The organism is Rubeoparvulum massiliense, assembly GCF_001049895.1.
Taxonomy (GTDB): domain Bacteria; phylum Bacillota; class Bacilli; order Rubeoparvulales; family Rubeoparvulaceae; genus Rubeoparvulum; species Rubeoparvulum massiliense.
In genome coordinates this window covers 486,240-507,186 of sequence record NZ_CVPE01000006.1, presented here as the reverse complement: position 1 = coordinate 507,186, position 20,947 = coordinate 486,240, and the positions used below count along the sequence as shown (strand labels likewise).

Here is a 20,947-nt window from a genome sequence, read left to right as displayed (position 1 = left end):
TATTGTACGGATGAATGGTAAGATTTGTTGCAAAAAGGTTGTAAATCATTGATGGATTTCTGTAAAAATACTGTAAATCAAGAGTATCCTTAGTAAATTGGGATAAAAATTCATATATTTTCATTCTGGTTTACAACTATTACAGTAAGTGATATAATATATTACAGTAAACGATATATAGAATACTGTAATATGTGAGGTGGTAAAATGCGGGATAATGTAAAAGGCGGTGCTCTAACAGAAACAACACTTTTTATTCTTCTATCCTTATATGAACCGAATCATGGGTATGGAATCATGCAATTTACTGAAAGTGAAACCCATGGGCGATTAACATTGGGTGCTGGGACACTCTATGGTGCTCTTAATACTTTGGTTAAGAAGGGCTGGATCACTCCGTTGGATGAAGATGAAAGCTCTCGTAAAAAGGAATATATCATTACCCAAGAAGGCAAGAAGATCGTAAACACAGAAATTGAACGCCTGGAGCAAGTTGCGAGGATTGCGAAGAGAATTGTTGGGGGTGCGAACAATGCGTAAAAGGGTGATTCGACACTTTTTTAGTTTTTTTGAAACCCAAGAAGAGTGGTTGAATAATATGGCAGCGCAAGGTTGGAGACTTGTTAAGGTTGGAAGATTTGATTATGAGTTTCAATCATGTCAGCCTAATCAGTATGTCTACGGTGTAGAATTCGTAGGCGACAAATCTTATCGAGAAGCCAAAGAGTATCGCGCTTTTCTAGAAGAGCTAGGCTACCAAACGTTTACGAAGAATTTGAATATTAATTACTCTTTGGGAAAATTACGTTGGCGTCCTTACGCAAAAAAAGCAGGTCAAATTGCCACCAATCCAGGAAGCTTTAATCGAGAGCTAATCATTGTAGAAAAAGTGAATGATGGTAAACCACTTCAACTTCATAGCGATTATCAGGATCTTATCCAATATTACAAGCCCATTCGCAATCTATACGTCTGGGGTGTCCTATTTTGTTTGTTCCTCGCTATCGGAAGTAGCATCCCAGGATTATTTATGATTCCAGTAAATCAGGTGGGGACTGTGATTTTGGGAGTTGTCTCCGTCATATTATTGCTTCCAATTATTAAATACACCCAATTAATTCGCAAATATAAAGAACTGAGTATTACGAACGAATAGCATCACTTTTCTCTCCCCTACAGAGGGGGGAGTATTTATTATGAGCTGAGATAAACTACGTCTTGCTGGATCTATGTCAATTAGATACAATTACATCAGGCTAAGCCATTCCTATCAACAATTTTCCTGGGAGGTGTATCCCTGCCTCGTCTACGAGGTAAGGAGAACGATTGATACTAGTAAACTTACTCTTAGTTATCCTACTCATTGCATTCACAGCTTTTTTCGTGGCCACTGAATTTGCAATTGTGAAAGTACGAAGAACACGAATTGATCAGCTGGTGGCAGAAGGAAATAAAAAAGCAGTTTCTGCAAAGCGGGTAGTCACGCATCTCGATGAGTTTCTCTCAGCTTGTCAGCTAGGGATCACCATTACATCACTAGGATTAGGGTGGTTAGGGGAGCCCACATTTCAACGGATTCTCCAACCGATTTTTGAAAAATTGCATGTTGCAGAACCTGTTTCCAGTGTTGTTTCATTTATTATTGCTTTTGCCCTCATTACCTTTATTCACGTGGTTTTAGGTGAGTTAGCCCCGAAGACCTTAGCCATCCAGAGTGCTGAGCGCGTTGCCCTTGCAGTAGCACGACCACTCATTCTCTTCTACAAGGTGATGTATCCATTCATTTGGGTTCTGAACAGTGCAGCTCGTGGTACAGCTCGCTTATTCGGAGCGCAGCCCATCTCAGATCATGAGATGGCACATACGGAAGAAGAGCTTCGCATTATCTTATCTGAGAGCTATAAGAGTGGGGAGATTAATCAATCAGAATTTCGCTATGTGAATAATATCTTTGAATTTGATGATCGGATTGCTAAGGAGATTATGGTTCCACGAACCGAGATGGTGACCATTCCGAAAGAAGCGACCATCGAAGATCTACTAAAGATTGTGAAGGAGTCGAATTTTACCCGCTATCCGATTTCTGATGGCGATAAGGATAATATTATTGGCTATATTAACCTGAAGGAAGTTTATGCTGACTTGCTCCATCATCGCCAATCTCCAAGCGTAATTACCCCCTATGTAAAGCCTGTGCTACTAGCCATAGAAACGATTCCTATTCATGACTTACTCGTACAGATGCAGAAGAAACGGGAGCATATTGCCATTCTTCTCGATGAGTATGGAGGAACTGCTGGCTTAGTTACTATCGAAGATATTCTTGAAGAGATCGTTGGTGAGATCCGTGATGAATTTGATGAGGATGAAGCACCTCTAATCCAAAAGATTGCGGAGCAGCATTATATCTTAGATGGTATGGTTCTTATTGAAGATGTGAATGATCTACTCGGGATCCACATCGATGAGGAAGAGGTAGACACCATTGGGGGATGGATGTTAACCAATCAGATCACCATCCAAGTGGGAGAGACGTTATCCTTTGATTCCTATGAATTTAAAGTCTTAGCTATGGATGGCCATCATATTGAACGAATCGAAGTACGTAAAGTGCAAGGATAGGGAAAAGCTAGCGTCAATATCTATATCCTGACCAAATAGATCCACGTAGCCACCGAGAGACATTGGGCTACCCCCTTGCCTACTAACTCATATGAAATAAAAGACGAAGGTTCGGAACGAGTTGTTACTCGCTCTTGAACCTTCGTTATGATCTGTTCGATGATTACAAAAGTGAATCGGGATCGATTAGTGGAAGAGTGCTTGGAAAAAGTTCCGATACGATTCGATTAAGATGGTCAGGATGGCGATTGGGAGTACATAACGAACCAAAACGCTCCAGATAGGCGCCAATCGAAAATGAATACTAGAGGACTCAATCTCCGCAATGGCATTCTTCGGTTTCAGTACCCAGCCCACAAAGATGGTCATGAAAAAGGCGCCCGTGGTAAGGAGAATATTGGAGCTTAATTGGTCATAAAGATCGAATAATGACAGATGACCTACATTGATTGGATAATACCCTGATAGAGAAAGGGAAGCAGGGATTCCCAAGACGTAAATTATGCCAGTTGTAATTATTGTGGCATGATTGCGTGAAGTCTTGCGTTCATCAACAAAGTAGGAGACGGCAATCTCCAGCATCGAGATGGATGAGGTGATAGCCGCAAAAATCACGAGAATGAAAAAGAGAATGGCAAATAGAGTACCCATTGGCATGGAGGCAAAAACAGCTGGTAAGGTAATAAACATGAGACTAGGGCCTTCACTTGGCTCAAAGCCAAAGGCGAAGACAGCTGGGATGATGGCTAGTCCAGCGATGAGTGCAACGCTTGTATCTAGGATAGGAATCATCACAGCCGAGTGAAGAAGATTGATTTTCTTACTGAGATAGCTTCCATAGGTAATCATCGACCCCATCCCAATACTAAGGGAGAAGAACATCTGACCGAGCGCATTCTTCAGCACAGTTGGCGTAACCATGGAGAAATCAGGAATAAATAAATATTTAATTCCTTCCATACTTCCAGGTAATGTGAGGCTTCGGACTGTAATCATCAATAACAGGATGAAGAGGGAAGACATCATCCATTTTGAGTATTTTTCAATGCCCTGCTGAATTCCTTTTAAAACGATGAGGGCAGTGGCAAGCAGAAAAATCGTCTGGTAAAAAATGAGGTTCCCTGGGGATGTCATGAGATCATGAAAGATTTTCTGGAGTGCCTCAGAATCTGTGGTAACAAGATCGCCAAACAGAGCTGTTTTAAAATAGTAGAGGGTCCAGCCTCCGACAGTAGAGTAGAATGCCAGTACAATAAAGCTACAGATAACTCCTAATGCGCCTACGAAGGTCCAGCGTCGATCAATACTCTTATAGGCTCCATAGACAGATAACTGGGTCTTCCGCCCTAAGGTAATCGCTGTTAGCATTAACGGTATACCAATCACGAAGACTAAAAAGAGGTAGATCAGGACAAACGCGCCGCCCCCATTCATCCCCACCGTGTAAGGGAACTTCCATAGATTTCCTAAGCCAACTGCTGAGCCAGTGGCTGCTAAAATAAAGCCTGCCTTCGATGTCCAGTTTTCACGCATTGGTCTTCTCCTTAGCTGCTCGTTTTCCCAAACACAACAGGATTGCTCCTCATCCCTTTGAGGTGTATTTATCGTTGATGTTTCTGAGCAAAAATAATATTTCTATGTTATTATGCTTATCATCTAAAGTCAATAAAATGGCTGAATTGTTCTAAAACAGACTTAATTTGAAGTGATACCTCTTTAGGCGATGAAACTTTTTTGTGGAAGGTTTATGTATTTATGTAGCGAATATAAAGATAATCCAGAAAAGTTGAATGAAATATTGACGCCATCTCCGACATCGCAGATCCCAACGGTTATACTAATGAACGATGCTATTATCTTGCTAGTTAAAATGAGGGGGGATCCTTATCCGTTTTCGTGATCTACATCCTAATATCAAAATTCGTATTATTCAAACCTTTGTAAGTCGTTTTGTGGGGACCTTGGTCTTCCCATTCATGGCCATCTACCTATCTGCTCATTTTGGTAAGTCGTTAACTGGGATTCTACTCCTATTCAACATTATTATTGGAATGTTAGTGGGCTTTTATGGCGGTTATTATTCAGACAAATTTGGACGAAAAAAAATCATGGTGACAGCAGAGACCATCCGTTTTACTGCCTTCGTTGTGATGGCATTTGCCAATTCACCATTCTTTTATTCTGCTATCATCACGTTCTTGATGATGACGGTGAACTCCATTTGCTGGGGACTTGCCAATCCAGCTTCTCAAGCCATGCTAATTGATGTAAGTACACCAGAACAACGGAAATTTATGTACTCGATCTCCTATTGGGCTAATAATCTGTCCATGGCCATAGGAGGGGCAATTGGGGCATTTCTTTTTGAGGATTACTTTTTCGAGCTTTTAATCTGCTTGTCTGTGGGTGCTTTCATCTCCTTGCTTATGATCGCATTCTTTATCAAGGAGAGCCATGCACCTGCCAGCGCTGAATTGAAGGAAAAGAAAACAAAACAGGATGTCATTAGAGAGATTTTTAATAATTATACCGTAGTTGCAAAGGATAAGATCTTCATGATCTTCGTGCTAGCCAGTATGCTGATCTTAAGCCTGGAAATGCATCTTACGAATTATATTGCCATTCGCTTAGAAGAGGGAATGCCTGTCCAAAGGATGTTCAATTGGGAGATTAGTGGGGTAAATATGCTAGGGATTCTACGTACAGAGAATACGATTTTGGTTGTCTTACTGGCTGCGTTGATTTTACGTACGATCAAGGGATTGGATGATCGAAAGGTGCTTTATGCTGGCGTTTTCCTTTTTACAGCAGGGTATTCTCTGCTCACATTTATGAATAATATCTGGGTATTGGTCATCGTCATGCTCTTTGTAACCATAGGTGAGCTGATGCGAGTTCCTGTTGAGCAATCCTATTTAGCTAGCATTCCTCCTGATAATGCAAGAAGCTCCTACATGGCTGTCAATGGCATGACCTTCAATGGGAGTATGGTGATCGCATCGTTGTCTGTTACATTGGGGGCATGGCTACCTCCTATGGTGATGGCAACACTCTTTTTTGCCACAGGAATGGTGGGGATCTATCTATATCGTTCCATCATGCCTGAGCTGGAGCAGCGTAGAAATGGAGAAGTCTCATCTTTTTAACATAGTTTTCATCTTAAGCTTCATCACCTTCGTTGTATTTGCTACCTTGCATGTGTTATCGCTATAAACATGTTCATTTGATAAGTATATTCAGGTGTCAAGACATGAACTTTCTGATACAATCAAGAGGATAGATTATGATGAATGCCATGTGTTAGAAAGGGAGGGGATTGAGATGAAGGCATTAATTGTGGTGGATATTCAAAATGACTTCTGTGAGGGTGGATCACTAGCTGTTCGTGAAGGCTCTCAGATCATTCCTACGGTAAATCAGCTAATCGAAAAATTTCAAGAATCAGATAAACTAGCGGTTGCAACCCAGGATTGGCATCCCCAGAATCATGGGAGCTTCGCTGCTAATTCTGGTGGCAAGCTTGGCGAAGTGGGGCAATTACATGGGCTTCCGCAAGTATGGTGGCCTGAGCATTGTGTGCAGGGTACGGTAGGATCAGCCTTCCATTCAGAGCTTCTTCCCATTCCGTTCGTAGTGCAAAAGGGTACAGATCCAGAGATCGATTCTTATAGCGGTTTTTTTGATAATGGAAGACGGAAGGAGACAGAGATGCACCAGCTTTTACAAAAGCATGGCATCGATGAGCTCTATGTTGTGGGTATTGCCACCGACTATTGTGTGAAATACACTGTTTTGGATGGCCTTCACTTAGGCTACAAGGTGAATGTGATCACCGATGCTTGCCGTGGCGTGAATCTTAAGCCAACTGATTCTGAAGAGGCATTTCAAGAGATGAAGGATCAAGGGGCAACTCTCATAAGCTCTGAGCAAGTGCTAGATCCCGCTCATCGACTTTAAGTGATGGAGTGAACAATTTGAATTGGCAAGAAGACTTGGCAAGCTGACTCAAAGTATCCTGTCAGCTTGCTTTTTCATGTGGATATTACCACCGAGCATACTGTTCTTCACAGATGCCTAGCTGTTGACGAATTTCAAAAATGTTACCATCTTCGAGTTTCAAGCTCCCAATTTCTCTACTTGGTATGAAAATTCCTTTTATTCTTGATCGATAGGATGCTTGATCTTGTCATCATAACGGTCAAAAAATAACTGCCCATTGGAGCTAATCACCGCGTAACTAACCTTTTCCAAGGATAAATTTCGTGTTTTTAGCTGAGACATTAGCCAATCCTTCTTTAGATTATTTTGCTGTAAATTTGTAGTAATAATTTCACCATCCATGATCAGTTCTATAGGAAAGGTCTGCGGGGATTGCGATTGTATATTGAGATCCTTATGAATCACAGGGAGAAACTCTGGCTTTCGAAGCACAGAGATCTTTCCGTTCTGTTCCAAGACAGCATATTGCACTTCCTCGATGTTAAAGATGTTTTTTTCCCGCAGCTCTTGATTCAAGGTATCTAAAGTAATTTTTAGCTTACGCATATTCTCTTCAAGAATTTTGCCTTCTTGAATGAGCATGGTGGGACGTCCAGAGATCCACTTGCGGAAGAGGCGGCTTTTGATGGCTAATACCATTAATAAGTACGCGATTCCACTGAAGGTAAGAAGGGCAGTGAGCAATAGCCAAATGTTCATTTTTAAGTTAAAGGTGATATTTGCAGTTAGAGCACCAAGGGTGATGGCAGCAACAAAATCATGATAGGTCATTTGAGAAATGGTGGGCTTACCAAGAATACGGGCGATGACCATCATGACTGCGAAAGCGGCGGTGGAACGTAGTATGACTTCAACGAAATCCCCCAACTCACATCCTCCTTCTCTGCTTGTTCTTCCACAGATCCTCTATTCCTTACTATTGCCAGAAAGTGAGGATGTCAATCCTTTTCCTCCTTGCATTTCACCCTTGTGAAAGAGAGAATATAAGATAGTAGCTGACGATGAATTATAACTGCACGAAGAAAAATCGAGAGACAAGGGGAATTGGAAACGATGCAAACCATTGGAGAATTTGTTACAGGTGAGCAGATCACCGGTTTCTTTTTAATTAAAAGTGTAGAAGTGAAGGAGACTACCACAAAGAAAAGATTCTTAGATTTTGCGCTAGTGGATCGAACAGGGGAGGTCAATGCCAAGCTATGGGAGGCTTCTTCCCTGGATGAGGAGACCTTCTTTGCTAATATGCTCGTCAAGGTGCAAGGGCAGGTACGAGAGTGGAATGGTCAACCTCAGCTCAATATCGATCGGATCCGTTTATCTAAGCCAGAAGATGGTGTACATATTACTGATTTTGTCCCATCAGCCCCAGAAGATCCAGCCCAAATGCTGGCTTTGATCAAGGATTATATCAGAAAAATTGAGCATCCAGATATTGCGGGAATCGTTGCCACATTACTAAGTGAGAATGCTGAGAAGCTACCTTATTATCCAGCAGCCATGCAGAATCATCATGCCATTCGCTCTGGTTGGCTCTATCATATTACCACAATGCTGATGAGCGCAGAGAAAATCGCTGAGGTCTATCCCTTTCTAAATACGGACTACCTCTATGCTGGCGTCATCCTGCATGATCTCTATAAATTAGAAGAGATGGAGGCCAATGAATTAGGGGTGGTCAGCGATTATACTATTCCTGGCCAGCTTCTAGGGCATTTGGTGATGGGTGTGAAAAATATCGATCGGGTTGCCCGAGAGCTCAGCGCTGATGAAGAGGTGAGTCTCTTGCTTCAGCATTTGGTCATCTCTCATCATTATAAGGGAGAATGGGGTTCACCAAAGGCTCCCATGATCCCAGAAGGGGAGGTACTCCACTACCTCGATATGATGGATGCTGCCATGTTTGATATGAAAAAGGCGTTGGAGAATACTAATCGAGGTGAGATGTCTGGGAAGGTCTGGACACTAGGACGGAAAATCTACCGACGGAAAAATGATTAGCAAGTCTTCATTCCTTCTAATCCACATATCTCCCTTACTCAGGTATCGCTTCTACTGAAAAGTGATTAATTAAGCTTTCAAGACCTAATCGCAATTCTTCACCTTCCATGGGGTGACCGTGTCCAGTTATAGCTAGATCTGGCTTTAAGTCAGCAATTCGTTGTAGCGATCTCATCGCTTCAGTCCAATTGATCGTGAAATACTTGGGGGGCCCATGGATCGCTTTTTCTTGGTTGAGGACAGCGAGAGCAGACTCCTGTTTCACTGTGAGAAAAGCATCTCCTGCGATGACGATTCGATCCTGTTCACGGAAGAGGGAGATGTGACCCGGAGTATGACCAGGTGTATGAATCCACTGCCACTGAGGAAGGTAAGGGATCGTCCCATCAGCAGGTAGAGCTCGAACTTGATCCCCTAGGTTTAAGCCTTCATTGGGAAAGAGGGCTGAGAATAGTGATAGCAAGCCTCCGCCAACGGAAGGATCAGCAGGGGGATAGCTGGCTTTACCTTGTAAATAGGGGAGTTCCATGGGATGTGCATAGACAGGAACATCCCAGCGCTTCAATAATGATTGAACCGATCCTACATGATCGAAATGACCATGGGTAAGGATGATGGCTTGAGGGGGTGAAGAGAAGCGTTCCTCAGCCAGCTTACTTATCCTCTCTGCATAGTGAAAGAGGCCCGTATCGACGAGAACCCAAGATGAGCTCCTCGGCTCACCTATGAAACAAAGATTCACAAGTAGCGTACGAAGCGTAAAAAGATCTGGTCGAAGCTCCACCCCACCTAATTTTTGTTGTTCCTCTGACATTCTCTCATTCCCTCCATTCCATTTGTTCGAAGTATGGAATCTGTTCTGTATTGCTTGCTAGATCTTTTTGCTTATGTTTATTTTATGGACACCATTGATGGATATTCCATTCATCTTTCATCGAGAAGTATGATGAAAAAAAGCGTATAATGGTATTGACAAGAATGCAAAATCAAATTAAAATGAACAGTGTTCAGTTGAACGGAGTGACGATTGAATGGCTCGAATGATAGAGAATCCAAGGCAGTTGATCATGGAGCATGCAAAGGAGATTATGTATAAAGAGGGCTATAAAAAATTGAGCATGCGTAATGTGGCCAAGTCCTGTAAGATTGCCCTTGGAACGATCTATAATTATTATCCCACGAAGGCTGATCTGGTTACAGAAATGATGGAGGAGTATTGGATCGAGTATTTTCACACCTTGAAGCAGTCCACAACACAACGTCTCGATCTATTTTCGAGGTTAAAGCAGGTCTATATGGAGTTGAGTAAATTTCTCAACACCTTTAAGGAGGTCTGGTTAAGCGCTGACCTCTATGACACTCCAGAATCCTTGAAAAAAAGTCTGGAACGGGAAGATATCTATATGGAAAAGCTGGTTCGTTTTGTGGAATCAATCCTTCTAGAGGAGGAGAAATCCAATCCATCATTCCATTTAAGATTCAGTTCCTATGAAATAGCAACCTTCATTGTTGCCAATTTTATCACTATCATTCAGATGCCATTTTTTAAATATGAGTCTTTTGAAAAGCTATTAAAAGAAGTGCTGTAAAGACAGCATTTTCTTTTGGAATCAAATGAACGATGTTCACCACACTTCATATTTCAATTGAGCACATGCTACTTATGACCAATTTTTTTTGAGTAAATATGAACAATGTTCATTTGAAAGCATGAAACGAATCTAGTCTTAAAAATTGAAAGGATGATTAATATGTTATATGCAATAATCTTTATCTCCTCGGCATTATTGTTTTACACCATTGGTGTATGGAGTGAGAAAAAGCAATTAGAACTAAAAAGATGGCATTTAATTATTTTTTGGATTGGTCTAGTATTTGATACTACGGGTACTTTTGTGATGAGTACATTAACGAATGGGAGCTTTCAATTTGACTTCCATGGGATCACCGGCCTTCTTGCTATCTTGCTCATGTTAGGGCATGTACTGTGGGCCACCTATGTGTTGACGAAAAATGATGAAGCGATGAAGGTGAAGTTTCATAAATTTAGCTTAGCTGTCTGGTCACTCTGGTTAATTCCCTATGTATCTGGAATGATTTATGGAATAATGAGTGGAGTAGGGGCATAAGGAATAAATTGCGCCTTCCAATACCCTCATTTGAAATTGTTGTGGTGGGCCTCATCAAAAGTGAGGTCCATTTTGTATAAACATAAAAAATACTGGATATTATTTAACTCAAACTAAATATAAATATCCATGGCTAAGGTAATATCTGTATTCACAAAATAAAAAAATTATTATTTGAGATCGTGTTGCATGACCTATTAATAATATGGATAATAATAAACACAAAGTTAAGAAATAAAATTTAATGTCATTAACTCTACGAAATGGCAATTTCTTAATTTTGGTATTCATACATTGTATGGACAGGAGGAGGGGATTGATAATCCTGGATATGTGAAATAAATCACTTGCGAATGCACATATTCAACAAAAAGATCCTAAAAATCGGAGGAAAACACATGAGTAATCTCTATGTAATCGCTGGAGTTATTATCATCATTGCCACCATCTACTTCTTGATTAAACGTGTTGAAGCACGGATGATCTTAATTGCAGCAGGTTTATTGATGGCGCTTATCGCAGGAAATCCAATGTCAGCTTTTGATGCATTTGCTGATCGGATGGTCACAGGTGGACTTATACAAGCTATTCTTTCCGTAATGGGTTTTGCATTTGTTATGAAATATACTGAATGTGACAAGCACATGGTCAACCTCGTTGCTGGTGGCTTGAAAAAGATGGGGCTTTTCTTGATTCCAGGTGCTGTCATTGCTACATTCTTAATTAATATTGCTTTACCAAGTGCAGCAGGTACTGCCGCTGCTGTAGGTGCAATTTTTATTCCAGTTATGATCGGTGCAGGTGTCAATCCAGCCATTGCTGCTGCAGCTGTACTAGCAGGAACTTTTGGTAGCATGCTTAATCCAGGTTTATCTCATAATCCTTTCATTGCCGAGATCGCTGGTGTCCAAGCATTAGATGTTATTAGTGTTCATTCTACAGCTACCATCGCTTCTGGTGTTATTGGTGCAATCTCTCTTACTATCATGGCATTTATCTTTAAAGAGCATAAAGGCTATAAATCTGAAGAAGAAGTAGATAGTACTTCAGGCAAAGTCAATATCTTGTATGCTTTAGTGCCAATTATTCCTGTCCTTATCCTTGTTCTTGGTTCTACCAAAGTACCAGTACTTGAAATGGGCGTACCTCAGGCCATGATCATCGGTGCTTTAATTGCCTTAATCGTTACAAGAAAGAGCCCAACAGAACTCACCAAAGCTTTCTTCACTGGAATGGGTAAAGCCTATGGCGATATTATGGGGATTATCATCGCAGCTGCTGTGTTTGTTGGTGGGATGAATGCCATCGGACTCGTTGACGCATTTATTAATGCCATGAATAACTCTCCATCCATCGTAAATATTGCCGCTACCTTCGGACCTTTCTTGCTTGGTGTTATCTCAGGTTCTGGAGACGCTGCGGCCTTTGCATTCAACGAAGCGGTTACACCATTCGCCCAACAATTTGGTGTAGATCCGATCAATATGGGAAGTATTGCTGCATTAGGTGGAGCACTCGGTCGTACCATGTCACCAATCTGCGGAGCTACCATCGTTGTTGCAGGTATTGCCAAGGTTAATCCAATGGAAGTAGCCAAACGGAATGCACCAGGTATGATCATTGCTGCCATTGTTGCGATGATCATCCTTCTGTAATACTTCTTCACATCTAGAATGACAACATGAATCGTCGAGGAAGCTTAATAGGAGGATTACATTGATGAATATAGAGAAAGATCGAATTCAAAACGACCTAGAGCAGATTGCTCAATTTGGTAAACTCCCACAAGGCGGGGTTACCCGCCTTGCTTTATCAGACTTGGACATGAAGGCAAGGACCTACTTCATTGAGGCAATGAAGCAGGCAAAACTGGATGTAAGAGTTGATGCGGTAGGTAATATCTATGGGCGTCGTGAAGGGAAGAAAAATCTTCCACCTGTCTTGCTAGGCTCTCACTTAGATACCGTTCCAGAAGGTGGTAACTATGATGGGATCGTCGGCGTGACCAGCGCTCTTGAAGTGATACGAACCCTTAACGACGCAGGTATTATCACAGAAAGACCCATTGAGATCATCAATTTTACTGCAGAAGAATCCAGCCGCTTTCGTGCTAGTACTATCGGTAGTAAGGCAGTGAAAGGTGCAATTACTAGTGAAAAAATGCACAAAATGGTAGATAAAGAAGAAATCTCATTTTATCAAGCACTACAAAATGCTGGCTATCATCCAGAACAACTGGATGCAGTAAAGCTGGCTCCAGGAGCCTACCATGCATTTATTGAAATGCATATCGAACAAGGTCCAGTATTAGAGCGCCTTGATAAGAAGATTGGTATCGTTACAGCCATTGCTGCTCCAACTCGTATGCATATTACGATTGAGGGGAAGGCAGATCATTCGGGGAATACACCGATGAACATGCGCCAAGATGCATTAGCAGGAGCTTGTGAAATTATCCTTGCGATTGAAGAGATTGCAAAAGCCAAAGCAGGTGAACATACCGTTGGTACCGTAGGTGATGTGAGTGTGAAGCCTGGTGCGATGAATGTCATCCCTGGTGAAGTCCAATTATGGGTGGATATTCGTGATATTGCTCTTGAGGATAAGAAAAAAGCAGTCCAACTTCTCCTCGAGAAGCTAGACGAGGTTGCGCAGCAACGTGGGTTGAAAGTTAAATATGAAATGCTATCTGATGAGGTTCCTGTTCAGCTCTGTCCACGGATTATCCAGTCGATTCAAGCTGTCACGGAGAAATTAAATTATCCTTACCATGTGATGCATAGTGGTGCAGGTCATGATGCCATGAATCTGGTGCCAATCACCGATGTGGGAATGATCTTTGTTCCCAGTCAGGCAGGGATCAGCCATAATATTGCCGAGTTCACAGCGATTGATGATATTGCCTTAGGTGCCAATGTCTTGTTGCATACGGTATATCAGCTTTCAATGGAGGGTGAGTAAAATGGAAGATCGGATGAAAGAACAATTAGCACATGTTGAAGGAAAATTGGTTCAATATCGTCGTAATTTTCACCAATATCCTGAACCTGCATGGACAGAATTCCGTACCACTTCTAAGATTATTCATTACTTACAAGAATGGGGTTACCAAATTCGCTTCGGTGCTGATGTAATCGCTGAAGATGCCATGATGGGCGTACCATCAAAAGAAAAGCTAGGACAAGAGATGGAACGAGCCATTGCTCAAGGTGCAGATCCTGAATTAGTAGCCCAAATGGCTGGTGGTAAAACAGGTCTCGTCGCAGAATTAGATTGTGGAGAAGGTCCCGTCATCGCTCTCCGCTTCGATATTGACTCCAATGATATTCAAGAAGCACTGGAGGAAGAGCATCGTCCTTACCGTGAAGGATTTGCTTCGAAGAATGCTGGGGCAATGCATGCTTGTGGTCATGATGGTCATATGTCCATGGGATTGGGTGCTGCAGAATTGCTAGCTTCCATGAAGGATCAGCTCCATGGTACCATCCGCTTTATTTTCCAACCTGGTGAAGAAGGGGTACGTGGTGCCCGTGCCATGGTAGAAGCAGGCGTTGTTGATGATGTTGATTATATTATCGGTGGTCATATTGGCTTTAAGGCAGCTCATACTGGGGATTTAATCTGTGCAACGGGTAAATTCTTAGCAACGACGAAAATTGATGCTGAATTTACTGGTGTACCTGCCCATGCTGGAGCTGCTCCTCAAGAAGGTAAGAATGCCTTACTCGCAGCAGCTACAGCTGCTCTGAACTTGCATGCGATTTCTCGCCATGGCGAAGGCGCATCCCGCATCAATGTTGGGGTATTGCATGCTGGACAAGGACGTAACATCCTTCCACCGAATGCTGTGATTAAGCTTGAAACACGCGGTGAAACAAGTGGAATTGACCAATATATGGTGAATGAAGCAAAGCGGATGATTCAAGCTGCTGCTGCTATGTATGATGTGAAGTGCGATATGCAAATGGTTGGTGGAACCAGTGGCGGCCAAAGCGACCTTGAGGTTGCTAAGGTCCTCAAAGCAGAAGCAGAGAAGATTCCATACTTCACCAATATCATTGAATATGCAGACTTTGGTGCTGCAGAGGACTATGCTCATATGATGAGCACCGTGCAAGCCCATGGTGGTAAAGGAACGTATTATATGATCGGAGCAAACCGCGCTGCAGGTCATCATGACAACCATTTTGATTTTGATGAAACAGCCTTAGCTGTAGGTGTAGAATTAGTGGTACGCTCTGTTCTACAAATCGCTCGCTAAGATTAAATCGTACGTTAGTATTAAACCATATGTTAGTGTGAATTCGTTCGTAAATATTTACAGTCTGTACGTTTACTTCTTGAGAACTAACACCCCTTAATTGGTCAATAACACTCACAGAGAAAATCGCTTTTCTTTGTGGGTGTTGTTTTTTGTGTACGATCTTTAAGAACAGGGGATAATGTTTTTATGCAGACGAGGAACGAGTGGAAAGGTAGGTTGTCGTCATGTTTACCTTATTAGATATGCTGATGTTATTATTGGTGACATTGGTTCCTTTCTTCATTACCCTTTTTGAAGCGTTTATGGAAGCACGGCGCTCATTTCGTCACGGTCTCCTTCCACCCATGTTAATTAATCTTATCCTCTATGGTTCTTCTTTTCTCTGGTGGCTCTTCTATGCTGGAGATGGACATGTTTTTACCTTTGGGGCAATTATTATCGGTATTACTTTTGTTTTTAGCTGTGTCATAGATTTTATTGTGATGTTTCTGGCACAGAAGAAGGTAAAATCAAAATAAAGCAACAGAAAAAGAAGGCATCATCATTAAGTAGAGTTCAGTGTAAATTGAGGTATTGATGATGGTACGAAAATAATAAAGATAGAGTAGGAAGGAAAATCGCATCAGATCACGAAACATTCAGTAAATGGTGGGAAGGGTTGTGTTGGAATGGAGCTTGAATCAATAGGAACCTTTGCAGATCTATGGGAGGCCTTTAAGCTTCCCATCGGTAGTAGTCTCATCGGAGCCTTAATCGGTCACTATGCAAAGGGAGGAACGATCCAGTTTCCATTAATCTATATCTCTTATGTTCGAGGAGAAACCATTGAACGCTTAGATCAACGCTTAAGAAATCCTAGTCATCGTCGTGATAATTGGATACGCTGGTTATTATATACCCCCTTCAAAATCGTCTTGTTTTTATTATCTTTGATCGGTATTCGTTTTGTAGAGGATCGCCTCAATCCCATCATTATTGATCTGGGCTTTCTCGGTGATATTCTTGTGGGAATTGGTACAGCCATTCTCGCCAAGGTGACGTTGACCATCTCTGGCACCGAAAATGAGTATGCCTTAATTGGCACCTCCTTTTTAGCTGGATTTGCAGGGCTAGCCTATATCCGCGAGAAGCAAAGCAAGGGCTTAGATGAAAGTAAGAAAGTAGAAGTGGGTAAGAATGTAGGCAAGGATCATGAAATCAATTTGCCACTTTGACTAGTTCCTTACTTGATGCTATCTCATAATATGGTATATATTGTAGATGAAGGGATTCGTGGAAAGGGGGACATCTAGATGAAAAAAGATCAACTACAAATCACGCCTGTGGAACAAAAAATGCTAGAGGAGTTGCGTGCATTAATCGATGATTGTAATCGCCCAATGGGGGTACGAAGAATTGCACGCACTCGCTATAATAATATACTGCGTGCGATTATGCGAAGAACCCCATCCAATTCACCCTTTGAAAGTGGCGATGGCGGTGTTTTGACTTAAGTGTTCTCGTATATAAGATAATATTCATAGAGATGATAGTCCTCTAGATCGTGATCCTCATTCCTGTTCGCCTAATGAATCGGCGAATTTTTTGTTATTTGGAGTTATAAGATAGTAGCGTATGTAAGAGACATAGAAGCGGGGAGGAGATTGCAATGTTTTCAGACCAAATTGTAGCCATGATCAGAGCAGCATCCCCTGACATGGAGAGGGAAGGCAGACTTAAGCAAGAGGTTCTTGATTTTATCTATGAGCAACAATTATTTAAGCTCTTTGTTCCTGAGGAGTTAGGTGGTCGCCTCTGTACACTACCTGAAGCTTTGCAAATTTTTGAACAGGCTGCTTGGATCGATAGTAGCTTTGGCTGGTTGGTGACGGTGGGGGCTGGTGGCGGTTTTTTTACACCATTTATGGAACCAGCTGTGAGCCAAGTCTTGTTAACCCCACGGGATGCTGTGATTGCAGGCAGTGGTTTTCCAGCAGGGATTGCGCAGCGTGTTGAAGGAGGTTATATCGTACAGGGTCGCTGGAAATATTGTAGTGGCTCCACCTATGCCACCTTATTTACTGCCAATTGCTATGTGAAAGCAGGTTTACAGGATGATACGGGTCAGGGTAAGAATACCGAAAATACTCACGCCATTCGTTCCTTCATACTTAAACCGAGCCAAGTAAAGATCATTCAGGACTGGGATGCTTATGGAATGAAAGCCACTGGCAGTCATTCCATCGAAGTTGAAGCTTGTTTAATCCATGAGGATCATACCTTTTCAATAATGGAGGAGCCCTTAGCATACCCTCATTTGATCTATCAATTTCCCTTTCTTCAATTCTCTGAGGCTTCATTTACTGCAGTGGTCATCGGTATGGTCCGCCATTTCTTTGATGAAGCAAGAGACCTGACAGAAGCAGGAAGAGAGGGCTGGTCCCAATCGCAACTAGAGCGCTACCCTGCAGTATGGAAGCAGATTAAAAATGAAGAGAAGAAGCTAAAAAAAGTAATCATCGCCTTCTCTGCGGGGATTGATGAGGCCTGGACAAGCTTTACGAAGCAAAAAGTACTTTCTAATGAAGAGCAACTTCACTTCAGTCACTTATGTAAAGCAACCACGAGAACTGCTGTACAAGCGGTAGAAGCGGTTTTTCCCTACCTAGGAATGTCTGCGGTGATGGAAGGAACTACACTAAATCGAATCTGGCGTGATCTACATACAGCTTCTCAGCATGTCTTTTTGGCTCCCTATCCTGTTTAACTTTTCATTCATCTAAAAGGAAAGGCTGTGTATACGATGCAGAAGCAAGCTCGTCCAAGCATCGGTGGTTATCTGTTATTATTATTGGTTCCACTCTTTTGGGGTGGTGCGTTCCCAGCGGCACAGCATGTGGTGACAGAGCTGCCACCTATTACAACGGCAGCACTACGTTTTATCTTAGCGGGTCTGATCTTGTTATTACTCCTCTTTATTAGAAATGGATGGCAAACTGTCATTGTAAAAAGAAATTGGGTAGGCTTACTCATGATGGCTCTCACTGGTGTCTTCGCATATAATGTGTTCTTTTACGCCGGTCTACAATATACCTCTGCCATCAATGGGTCCTTAATTATTGCAGTGAATCCCGTATTAACCACATTGGGTGCAGTGCTTTTTTTGAAGGAACGTTGGAATCTTCGCTTAGGATTAGGCATGGTTCTCTCCTTAGGTGGAGTATTGGTGGTGATTACAGGCGGCTCCCTCAGCACCTTGCTCACCTTTACCTTTAATCAAGGGGACTTGTTTATCGTTGTCTCATTATTAAGCTGGGTGGTATATGGCTTGGTTGGTAAGATCGTCATGAGGGAGGTTCCACCACTCCTTACAACCACGATAACGACGGTGATGGGCGGAGTATTTCTGCTCCTCCTCTCCTTATTTGAGAAGGGGTGGGGGAGTGTGCCAGCACTCTCCTTACAATCCTGGGGCGAGATGTTCTACATGGCGCTCTTTGCTACTGTGATCGCGTTCTTTCTCTGGAATAAGGGGGTTCATGAGGTGGGGGCAAGCAAGGCTAGCTTATTGATCAATTTGGTTCCGATCAATGCCACCTGGATCGCAGTTCTCCTCTATGGTTCACCGGTGCTTTGGCAGCAATACATCGGTATGGTGATGGTGATTACCGGCGTGGTGCTTGCTGTTTTTCAACCGGAGAAAAAAGCACTGGTCGCTACAGAAGCTTAGCATATGGTCTCAGCGGGGTCATACACATCTCAATGCTTATCTATCTCTGTACATAATTATGTCAAGTGCAGCAGAGAATAGATAGGAAGAGAATTCATGGAGGTGTGCCATGTCTAGTTTGATGATGAAGATCTTAATCTGCCCCATCGGTGTGGCAGTTGCTGGCTGGCTTTTTCCCAATGTATATTATGCTGGGCTGTATCAACCATTGGTTGTAGGACTGCTCTTAGCGATAGCAGGCTTTTTTCTAGAATACTTAGTTTTACGAAAAGGTACGCTTTGGATAAGTACTGTCCTTGATTTTATCGCCACCGCCCTATTGGTTTATTTAATTTCCAATCTGTTTATGGATGCGGTAGTTTCGGTATTTGGAGCGATTCTTACCGCAGGATTATTAACAGTGGTGGAATATTTCACCCATCGCTGGTTGATCCGAACTGGTCGAGCAGAGAAATCCCCAGCTTCATGATGGATTTACTTCACCTTCAATGACAGCTATGGTTATCTGATATGGCAGAGATGGCAGGGTATATGCGAACGGGTCTACAAGATTTTCCTGCTTTTCGCCATTTTCATGAAGAAATTAATTTCGAGATGACTCTTTTCTATAAGTTCCTCCTTGAGTTAGAGGAGATGGAATTAAGAGCAGAGGTGCTGGATATCATCAGTTCCTTAACGCCTGACCATATGGCAAGGAAAGAATGCTATTACCTGAATAAATTAGCACAACTAGGATTGGTTCCACTGCCCAACACGTTCATAATTAAAAGGTGATTAGTCATGCTGCGTTTAGGAAAAGCGTGAAAGAAAAAAAGATGGTGGAGACGGATTTTGAAATCCTGTCTCCACCATCTTTTTTTGTAAAGGCGTGTTCAGAACGAATCCGCAATGAACGCTTCCTATATTGCATCAATAGATCATTTTTCTTTTATATTCGTATCGTAATGAGTAGTGATGCCTACAGACTGAACTTATTTGAATGGTGTAATATGGTCTGGTGGAAAAAATATGGATAAACCAAATCACTAAACCCATGTCCAATTTGGAGGAGAAACATGTTAGTCGTAAATATACTCTTATTCATATTCTACGTGTGGACGATCATTGTATTCGTATTTTCCTTGTTGCCCATGAAATGTCGAGAGCAAAGAAATAAGACTCATATTAAGGAAGTGGTCGTGGTTGTTCCTGCTCATAATGAGGAGAAAGTCATTGAACGGATGATTGAGAGTGTAAAAAAAGCCATGGCTACAACACCAGAGATTGCAGTCCGGTTGATCATTGGCGCCGATCGTTGCACCGATGGTACAGTAGAGATGGCTAGAAGGCAACAGGTTGAAGTGTATGAACGGGTGACAGGACTTCCTGGTAAACAGCATCTGTTGAAGGAGATCTTTACCGAGTTACTAGCAGAGTACGGGGCTAACCCGGAGATTCTTGTGACTGTATTGGATGCAGATAATAGGATCGAATCCAATTATTTTGCCCAGTTGGTCTACTCATTGGGCCAGAATGAAGTGGTACAGGGCTATATTGCAACACTAAACTGTACCGATAATCTACAGACAAGATGGTATGCAACGAATTATCACTTTATGCTCCGGTCTTTCTATTGGGGACGAGAACGCTGGAACCGCTCCTCTGTCCTTGGAGGGACAGGCTGGGGGATTCGTCTGTCTATCTTGGAACGGGTGCCATTTGCTGTCTCCTCTGTATCCGATGACTTAGAGTATTCAGCAATGCTTCGTGTTGAAGGAATTCGCATCTCCTATAATCCAAAACTTATTTGCTATGACGAAAAGCCGCAGGGGATTCGCACTGGCATCCGGCAACGTTTGCGCTGGGCGAGGGGTCAATGGCAGGTCTTTTTCCGCTATTTCCATCGCTTGATTCGCAAGGATTTTGAGTTCTCCATGTATCTTGCCATTCCATTTGCTACGGTGTTGAGTATCATTCCAATTTTTTATTATGGTTACTCAATTTGGGGTCTCCTTGGATCCATGGGAATTGTGGCAATCTGGGCCATGCTGGACCGAGGGTTTGTTGCCCTACCTGGGCTGCTCCTGCATATTCCGTACCTCTTTATCCAATTCGTGCTTGTCTTCTATGCTTTGCTCACCTTTCGTAATCATACTTGGGTGCGGACACCGCATGGCAAGAAAGAATTGGTGGCATTGGGGAAGGTGCGATCTTAAAAGGGGGTGTCGCAAAACTACTTTCTGAAGT

General features: G+C 42.4%; 21 protein-coding genes and 1 pseudogene. 19 read left to right on the top strand and 3 right to left on the bottom strand.

The window, feature by feature from the left end; all coding sequences use genetic code 11:
- The first annotated feature begins 207 nt into the window (after window positions 1-207).
- The 3 genes from BN1691_RS10170 (at window position 208) to BN1691_RS10160 (ending at window position 2,622) form a co-directional block, all read left to right on the top strand.
- The gene (locus BN1691_RS10170; protein ID WP_048602117.1) at window positions 208-540 is read left to right on the top strand and encodes a PadR family transcriptional regulator; all 333 of its coding nucleotides are present in this window, start codon (window positions 208-210) and stop codon (window positions 538-540) included.
- Entirely contained in the window at window positions 533-1,156 is a 624-nt protein-coding gene (locus BN1691_RS10165; RefSeq protein ID WP_053083747.1) for a DUF2812 domain-containing protein, read from the top strand. The genes BN1691_RS10170 and BN1691_RS10165 overlap by 8 nt, the downstream gene beginning before the upstream one ends.
- A gap of 170 nt (window positions 1,157-1,326) precedes the next feature.
- Window positions 1,327-2,622 (top strand): hemolysin family protein, encoded by a 1,296-nt coding sequence (locus tag BN1691_RS10160; RefSeq protein ID WP_048602116.1) that lies wholly within the window; start codon window positions 1,327-1,329, stop codon window positions 2,620-2,622.
- A gap of 186 nt (window positions 2,623-2,808) precedes the next feature.
- Here the strand turns inward: BN1691_RS10160 and BN1691_RS10155 are convergent, their stop codons facing one another.
- The gene (locus BN1691_RS10155; RefSeq protein WP_048602115.1) at window positions 2,809-4,155 is read right to left on the bottom strand and encodes a sodium-dependent transporter; all 1,347 of its coding nucleotides are present in this window, start codon (window positions 4,153-4,155) and stop codon (window positions 2,809-2,811) included.
- A gap of 347 nt (window positions 4,156-4,502) precedes the next feature.
- On the opposite strand from BN1691_RS10155, the gene BN1691_RS10150 reads away from it, so the two are divergent.
- Entirely contained in the window at window positions 4,503-5,768 is a 1,266-nt protein-coding gene (locus BN1691_RS10150; RefSeq protein WP_315969549.1) for an MDR family MFS transporter, read from the top strand.
- 175 nt (window positions 5,769-5,943) lie between these two features.
- On the top strand, window positions 5,944-6,579 hold the full coding sequence (gene pncA, locus BN1691_RS10145) for a bifunctional nicotinamidase/pyrazinamidase (protein ID WP_048602113.1): 636 nt from the start codon (window positions 5,944-5,946) through the stop codon (window positions 6,577-6,579).
- 198 nt (window positions 6,580-6,777) lie between these two features.
- On the opposite strand, the gene BN1691_RS10140 is transcribed toward pncA, so the two are convergent.
- Window positions 6,778-7,488 carry a DUF421 domain-containing protein gene (locus tag BN1691_RS10140; RefSeq protein WP_147545837.1) on the bottom strand — a complete coding sequence of 237 codons (711 nt, stop codon included), beginning with the start codon at window positions 7,486-7,488 and terminating at the stop codon, window positions 6,778-6,780.
- A 186-nt stretch (window positions 7,489-7,674) separates the two neighbouring features.
- Between BN1691_RS10140 and BN1691_RS10135 the strand changes: the two genes are divergently transcribed.
- A complete protein-coding gene (locus BN1691_RS10135; protein WP_048602112.1) occupies window positions 7,675-8,619 on the top strand; it encodes a 3'-5' exoribonuclease YhaM family protein in 945 nt (314 codons plus the stop codon).
- Between the two features lie 34 nt (window positions 8,620-8,653).
- On the opposite strand, the gene BN1691_RS10130 is transcribed toward BN1691_RS10135, so the two are convergent.
- Window positions 8,654-9,433, bottom strand: a complete 780-nt coding sequence (locus tag BN1691_RS10130) for an MBL fold metallo-hydrolase (RefSeq protein WP_048602111.1) — start codon at window positions 9,431-9,433, stop codon at window positions 8,654-8,656.
- Window positions 9,434-9,650: 217 nt separating this feature from the next.
- On the opposite strand from BN1691_RS10130, the gene BN1691_RS10125 reads away from it, so the two are divergent.
- The 13 genes and pseudogenes from BN1691_RS10125 to BN1691_RS10065 all read left to right on the top strand — a co-directional run bounded on the left by BN1691_RS10125 (window position 9,651) and on the right by BN1691_RS10065 (window position 20,916).
- A complete protein-coding gene (locus BN1691_RS10125) occupies window positions 9,651-10,208 on the top strand; it encodes a TetR/AcrR family transcriptional regulator (protein ID WP_048602110.1) in 558 nt (185 codons plus the stop codon).
- Between the two features lie 153 nt (window positions 10,209-10,361).
- Window positions 10,362-10,748 carry an HsmA family protein gene (locus BN1691_RS10120; RefSeq protein ID WP_048602109.1) on the top strand — a complete coding sequence of 129 codons (387 nt, stop codon included), beginning with the start codon at window positions 10,362-10,364 and terminating at the stop codon, window positions 10,746-10,748.
- Between the two features lie 398 nt (window positions 10,749-11,146).
- Window positions 11,147-12,403 (top strand): C4-dicarboxylate transporter DcuC, encoded by a 1,257-nt coding sequence (gene dcuC / locus BN1691_RS10115; RefSeq protein WP_048602108.1) that lies wholly within the window; start codon window positions 11,147-11,149, stop codon window positions 12,401-12,403.
- A 64-nt stretch (window positions 12,404-12,467) separates the two neighbouring features.
- A complete protein-coding gene (locus tag BN1691_RS10110) occupies window positions 12,468-13,709 on the top strand; it encodes a M20 family metallo-hydrolase (protein WP_048602107.1) in 1,242 nt (413 codons plus the stop codon).
- 1 nt (window position 13,710) lies between these two features.
- Window positions 13,711-15,009, top strand: a complete 1,299-nt coding sequence (locus BN1691_RS10105; RefSeq protein WP_048602106.1) for an amidohydrolase — start codon at window positions 13,711-13,713, stop codon at window positions 15,007-15,009.
- Window positions 15,010-15,236: 227 nt separating this feature from the next.
- On the top strand, window positions 15,237-15,530 hold the full coding sequence (locus BN1691_RS10100; RefSeq protein WP_048602105.1) for a hypothetical protein: 294 nt from the start codon (window positions 15,237-15,239) through the stop codon (window positions 15,528-15,530).
- A 150-nt stretch (window positions 15,531-15,680) separates the two neighbouring features.
- The gene (locus tag BN1691_RS10095; RefSeq protein ID WP_048602104.1) at window positions 15,681-16,226 is read left to right on the top strand and encodes a hypothetical protein; all 546 of its coding nucleotides are present in this window, start codon (window positions 15,681-15,683) and stop codon (window positions 16,224-16,226) included.
- A 78-nt stretch (window positions 16,227-16,304) separates the two neighbouring features.
- Entirely contained in the window at window positions 16,305-16,505 is a 201-nt protein-coding gene (locus BN1691_RS10090; protein ID WP_048602103.1) for a hypothetical protein, read from the top strand.
- Between the two features lie 155 nt (window positions 16,506-16,660).
- A complete protein-coding gene (locus BN1691_RS10085; protein ID WP_048602102.1) occupies window positions 16,661-17,758 on the top strand; it encodes an acyl-CoA dehydrogenase family protein in 1,098 nt (365 codons plus the stop codon).
- Between the two features lie 36 nt (window positions 17,759-17,794).
- Window positions 17,795-18,721 carry a DMT family transporter gene (locus BN1691_RS10080; RefSeq protein WP_048602101.1) on the top strand — a complete coding sequence of 309 codons (927 nt, stop codon included), beginning with the start codon at window positions 17,795-17,797 and terminating at the stop codon, window positions 18,719-18,721.
- A 109-nt stretch (window positions 18,722-18,830) separates the two neighbouring features.
- A complete protein-coding gene (locus tag BN1691_RS10075) occupies window positions 18,831-19,190 on the top strand; it encodes a DUF2512 family protein (RefSeq protein WP_076850175.1) in 360 nt (119 codons plus the stop codon).
- A 47-nt stretch (window positions 19,191-19,237) separates the two neighbouring features.
- Window positions 19,238-19,495, top strand: a pseudogene (locus BN1691_RS10070) (DUF2935 domain-containing protein); the annotation flags it as partial.
- Window positions 19,496-19,776: 281 nt separating this feature from the next.
- Entirely contained in the window at window positions 19,777-20,916 is a 1,140-nt protein-coding gene (locus BN1691_RS10065; RefSeq protein WP_048602099.1) for a glycosyltransferase family 2 protein, read from the top strand.
- Window positions 20,917-20,947 lie beyond the last annotated feature (31 nt).

Coding starts and splice junctions, on each gene's coding strand:
- dcuC (WP_048602108.1), top strand. CDS start 11,147: ATGAGTAATCTCTATGTAATCGCTGGAGTTATTATCATCATTGCCACC.
- BN1691_RS10090 (WP_048602103.1), top strand. CDS start 16,305: ATGAAAAAAGATCAACTACAAATCACGCCTGTGGAACAAAAAATGCTA.
- pncA (WP_048602113.1), top strand. CDS start 5,944: ATGAAGGCATTAATTGTGGTGGATATTCAAAATGACTTCTGTGAGGGT.
- BN1691_RS10125 (WP_048602110.1), top strand. CDS start 9,651: ATGGCTCGAATGATAGAGAATCCAAGGCAGTTGATCATGGAGCATGCA.
- BN1691_RS10075 (WP_076850175.1), top strand. CDS start 18,831: ATGTCTAGTTTGATGATGAAGATCTTAATCTGCCCCATCGGTGTGGCA.
- BN1691_RS10135 (WP_048602112.1), top strand. CDS start 7,675: ATGCAAACCATTGGAGAATTTGTTACAGGTGAGCAGATCACCGGTTTC.
- BN1691_RS10100 (WP_048602105.1), top strand. CDS start 15,237: ATGTTTACCTTATTAGATATGCTGATGTTATTATTGGTGACATTGGTT.
- BN1691_RS10110 (WP_048602107.1), top strand. CDS start 12,468: ATGAATATAGAGAAAGATCGAATTCAAAACGACCTAGAGCAGATTGCT.
- BN1691_RS10120 (WP_048602109.1), top strand. CDS start 10,362: ATGATTAATATGTTATATGCAATAATCTTTATCTCCTCGGCATTATTG.
- BN1691_RS10080 (WP_048602101.1), top strand. CDS start 17,795: ATGCAGAAGCAAGCTCGTCCAAGCATCGGTGGTTATCTGTTATTATTA.
- BN1691_RS10065 (WP_048602099.1), top strand. CDS start 19,777: ATGTTAGTCGTAAATATACTCTTATTCATATTCTACGTGTGGACGATC.
- BN1691_RS10095 (WP_048602104.1), top strand. CDS start 15,681: ATGGAGCTTGAATCAATAGGAACCTTTGCAGATCTATGGGAGGCCTTT.
- BN1691_RS10085 (WP_048602102.1), top strand. CDS start 16,661: ATGTTTTCAGACCAAATTGTAGCCATGATCAGAGCAGCATCCCCTGAC.
- BN1691_RS10165 (WP_053083747.1), top strand. CDS start 533: ATGCGTAAAAGGGTGATTCGACACTTTTTTAGTTTTTTTGAAACCCAA.
- BN1691_RS10130 (WP_048602111.1), bottom strand. CDS start 9,433: ATGTCAGAGGAACAACAAAAATTAGGTGGGGTGGAGCTTCGACCAGAT.
- BN1691_RS10105 (WP_048602106.1), top strand. CDS start 13,711: ATGGAAGATCGGATGAAAGAACAATTAGCACATGTTGAAGGAAAATTG.
- BN1691_RS10170 (WP_048602117.1), top strand. CDS start 208: ATGCGGGATAATGTAAAAGGCGGTGCTCTAACAGAAACAACACTTTTT.
- BN1691_RS10155 (WP_048602115.1), bottom strand. CDS start 4,155: ATGCGTGAAAACTGGACATCGAAGGCAGGCTTTATTTTAGCAGCCACT.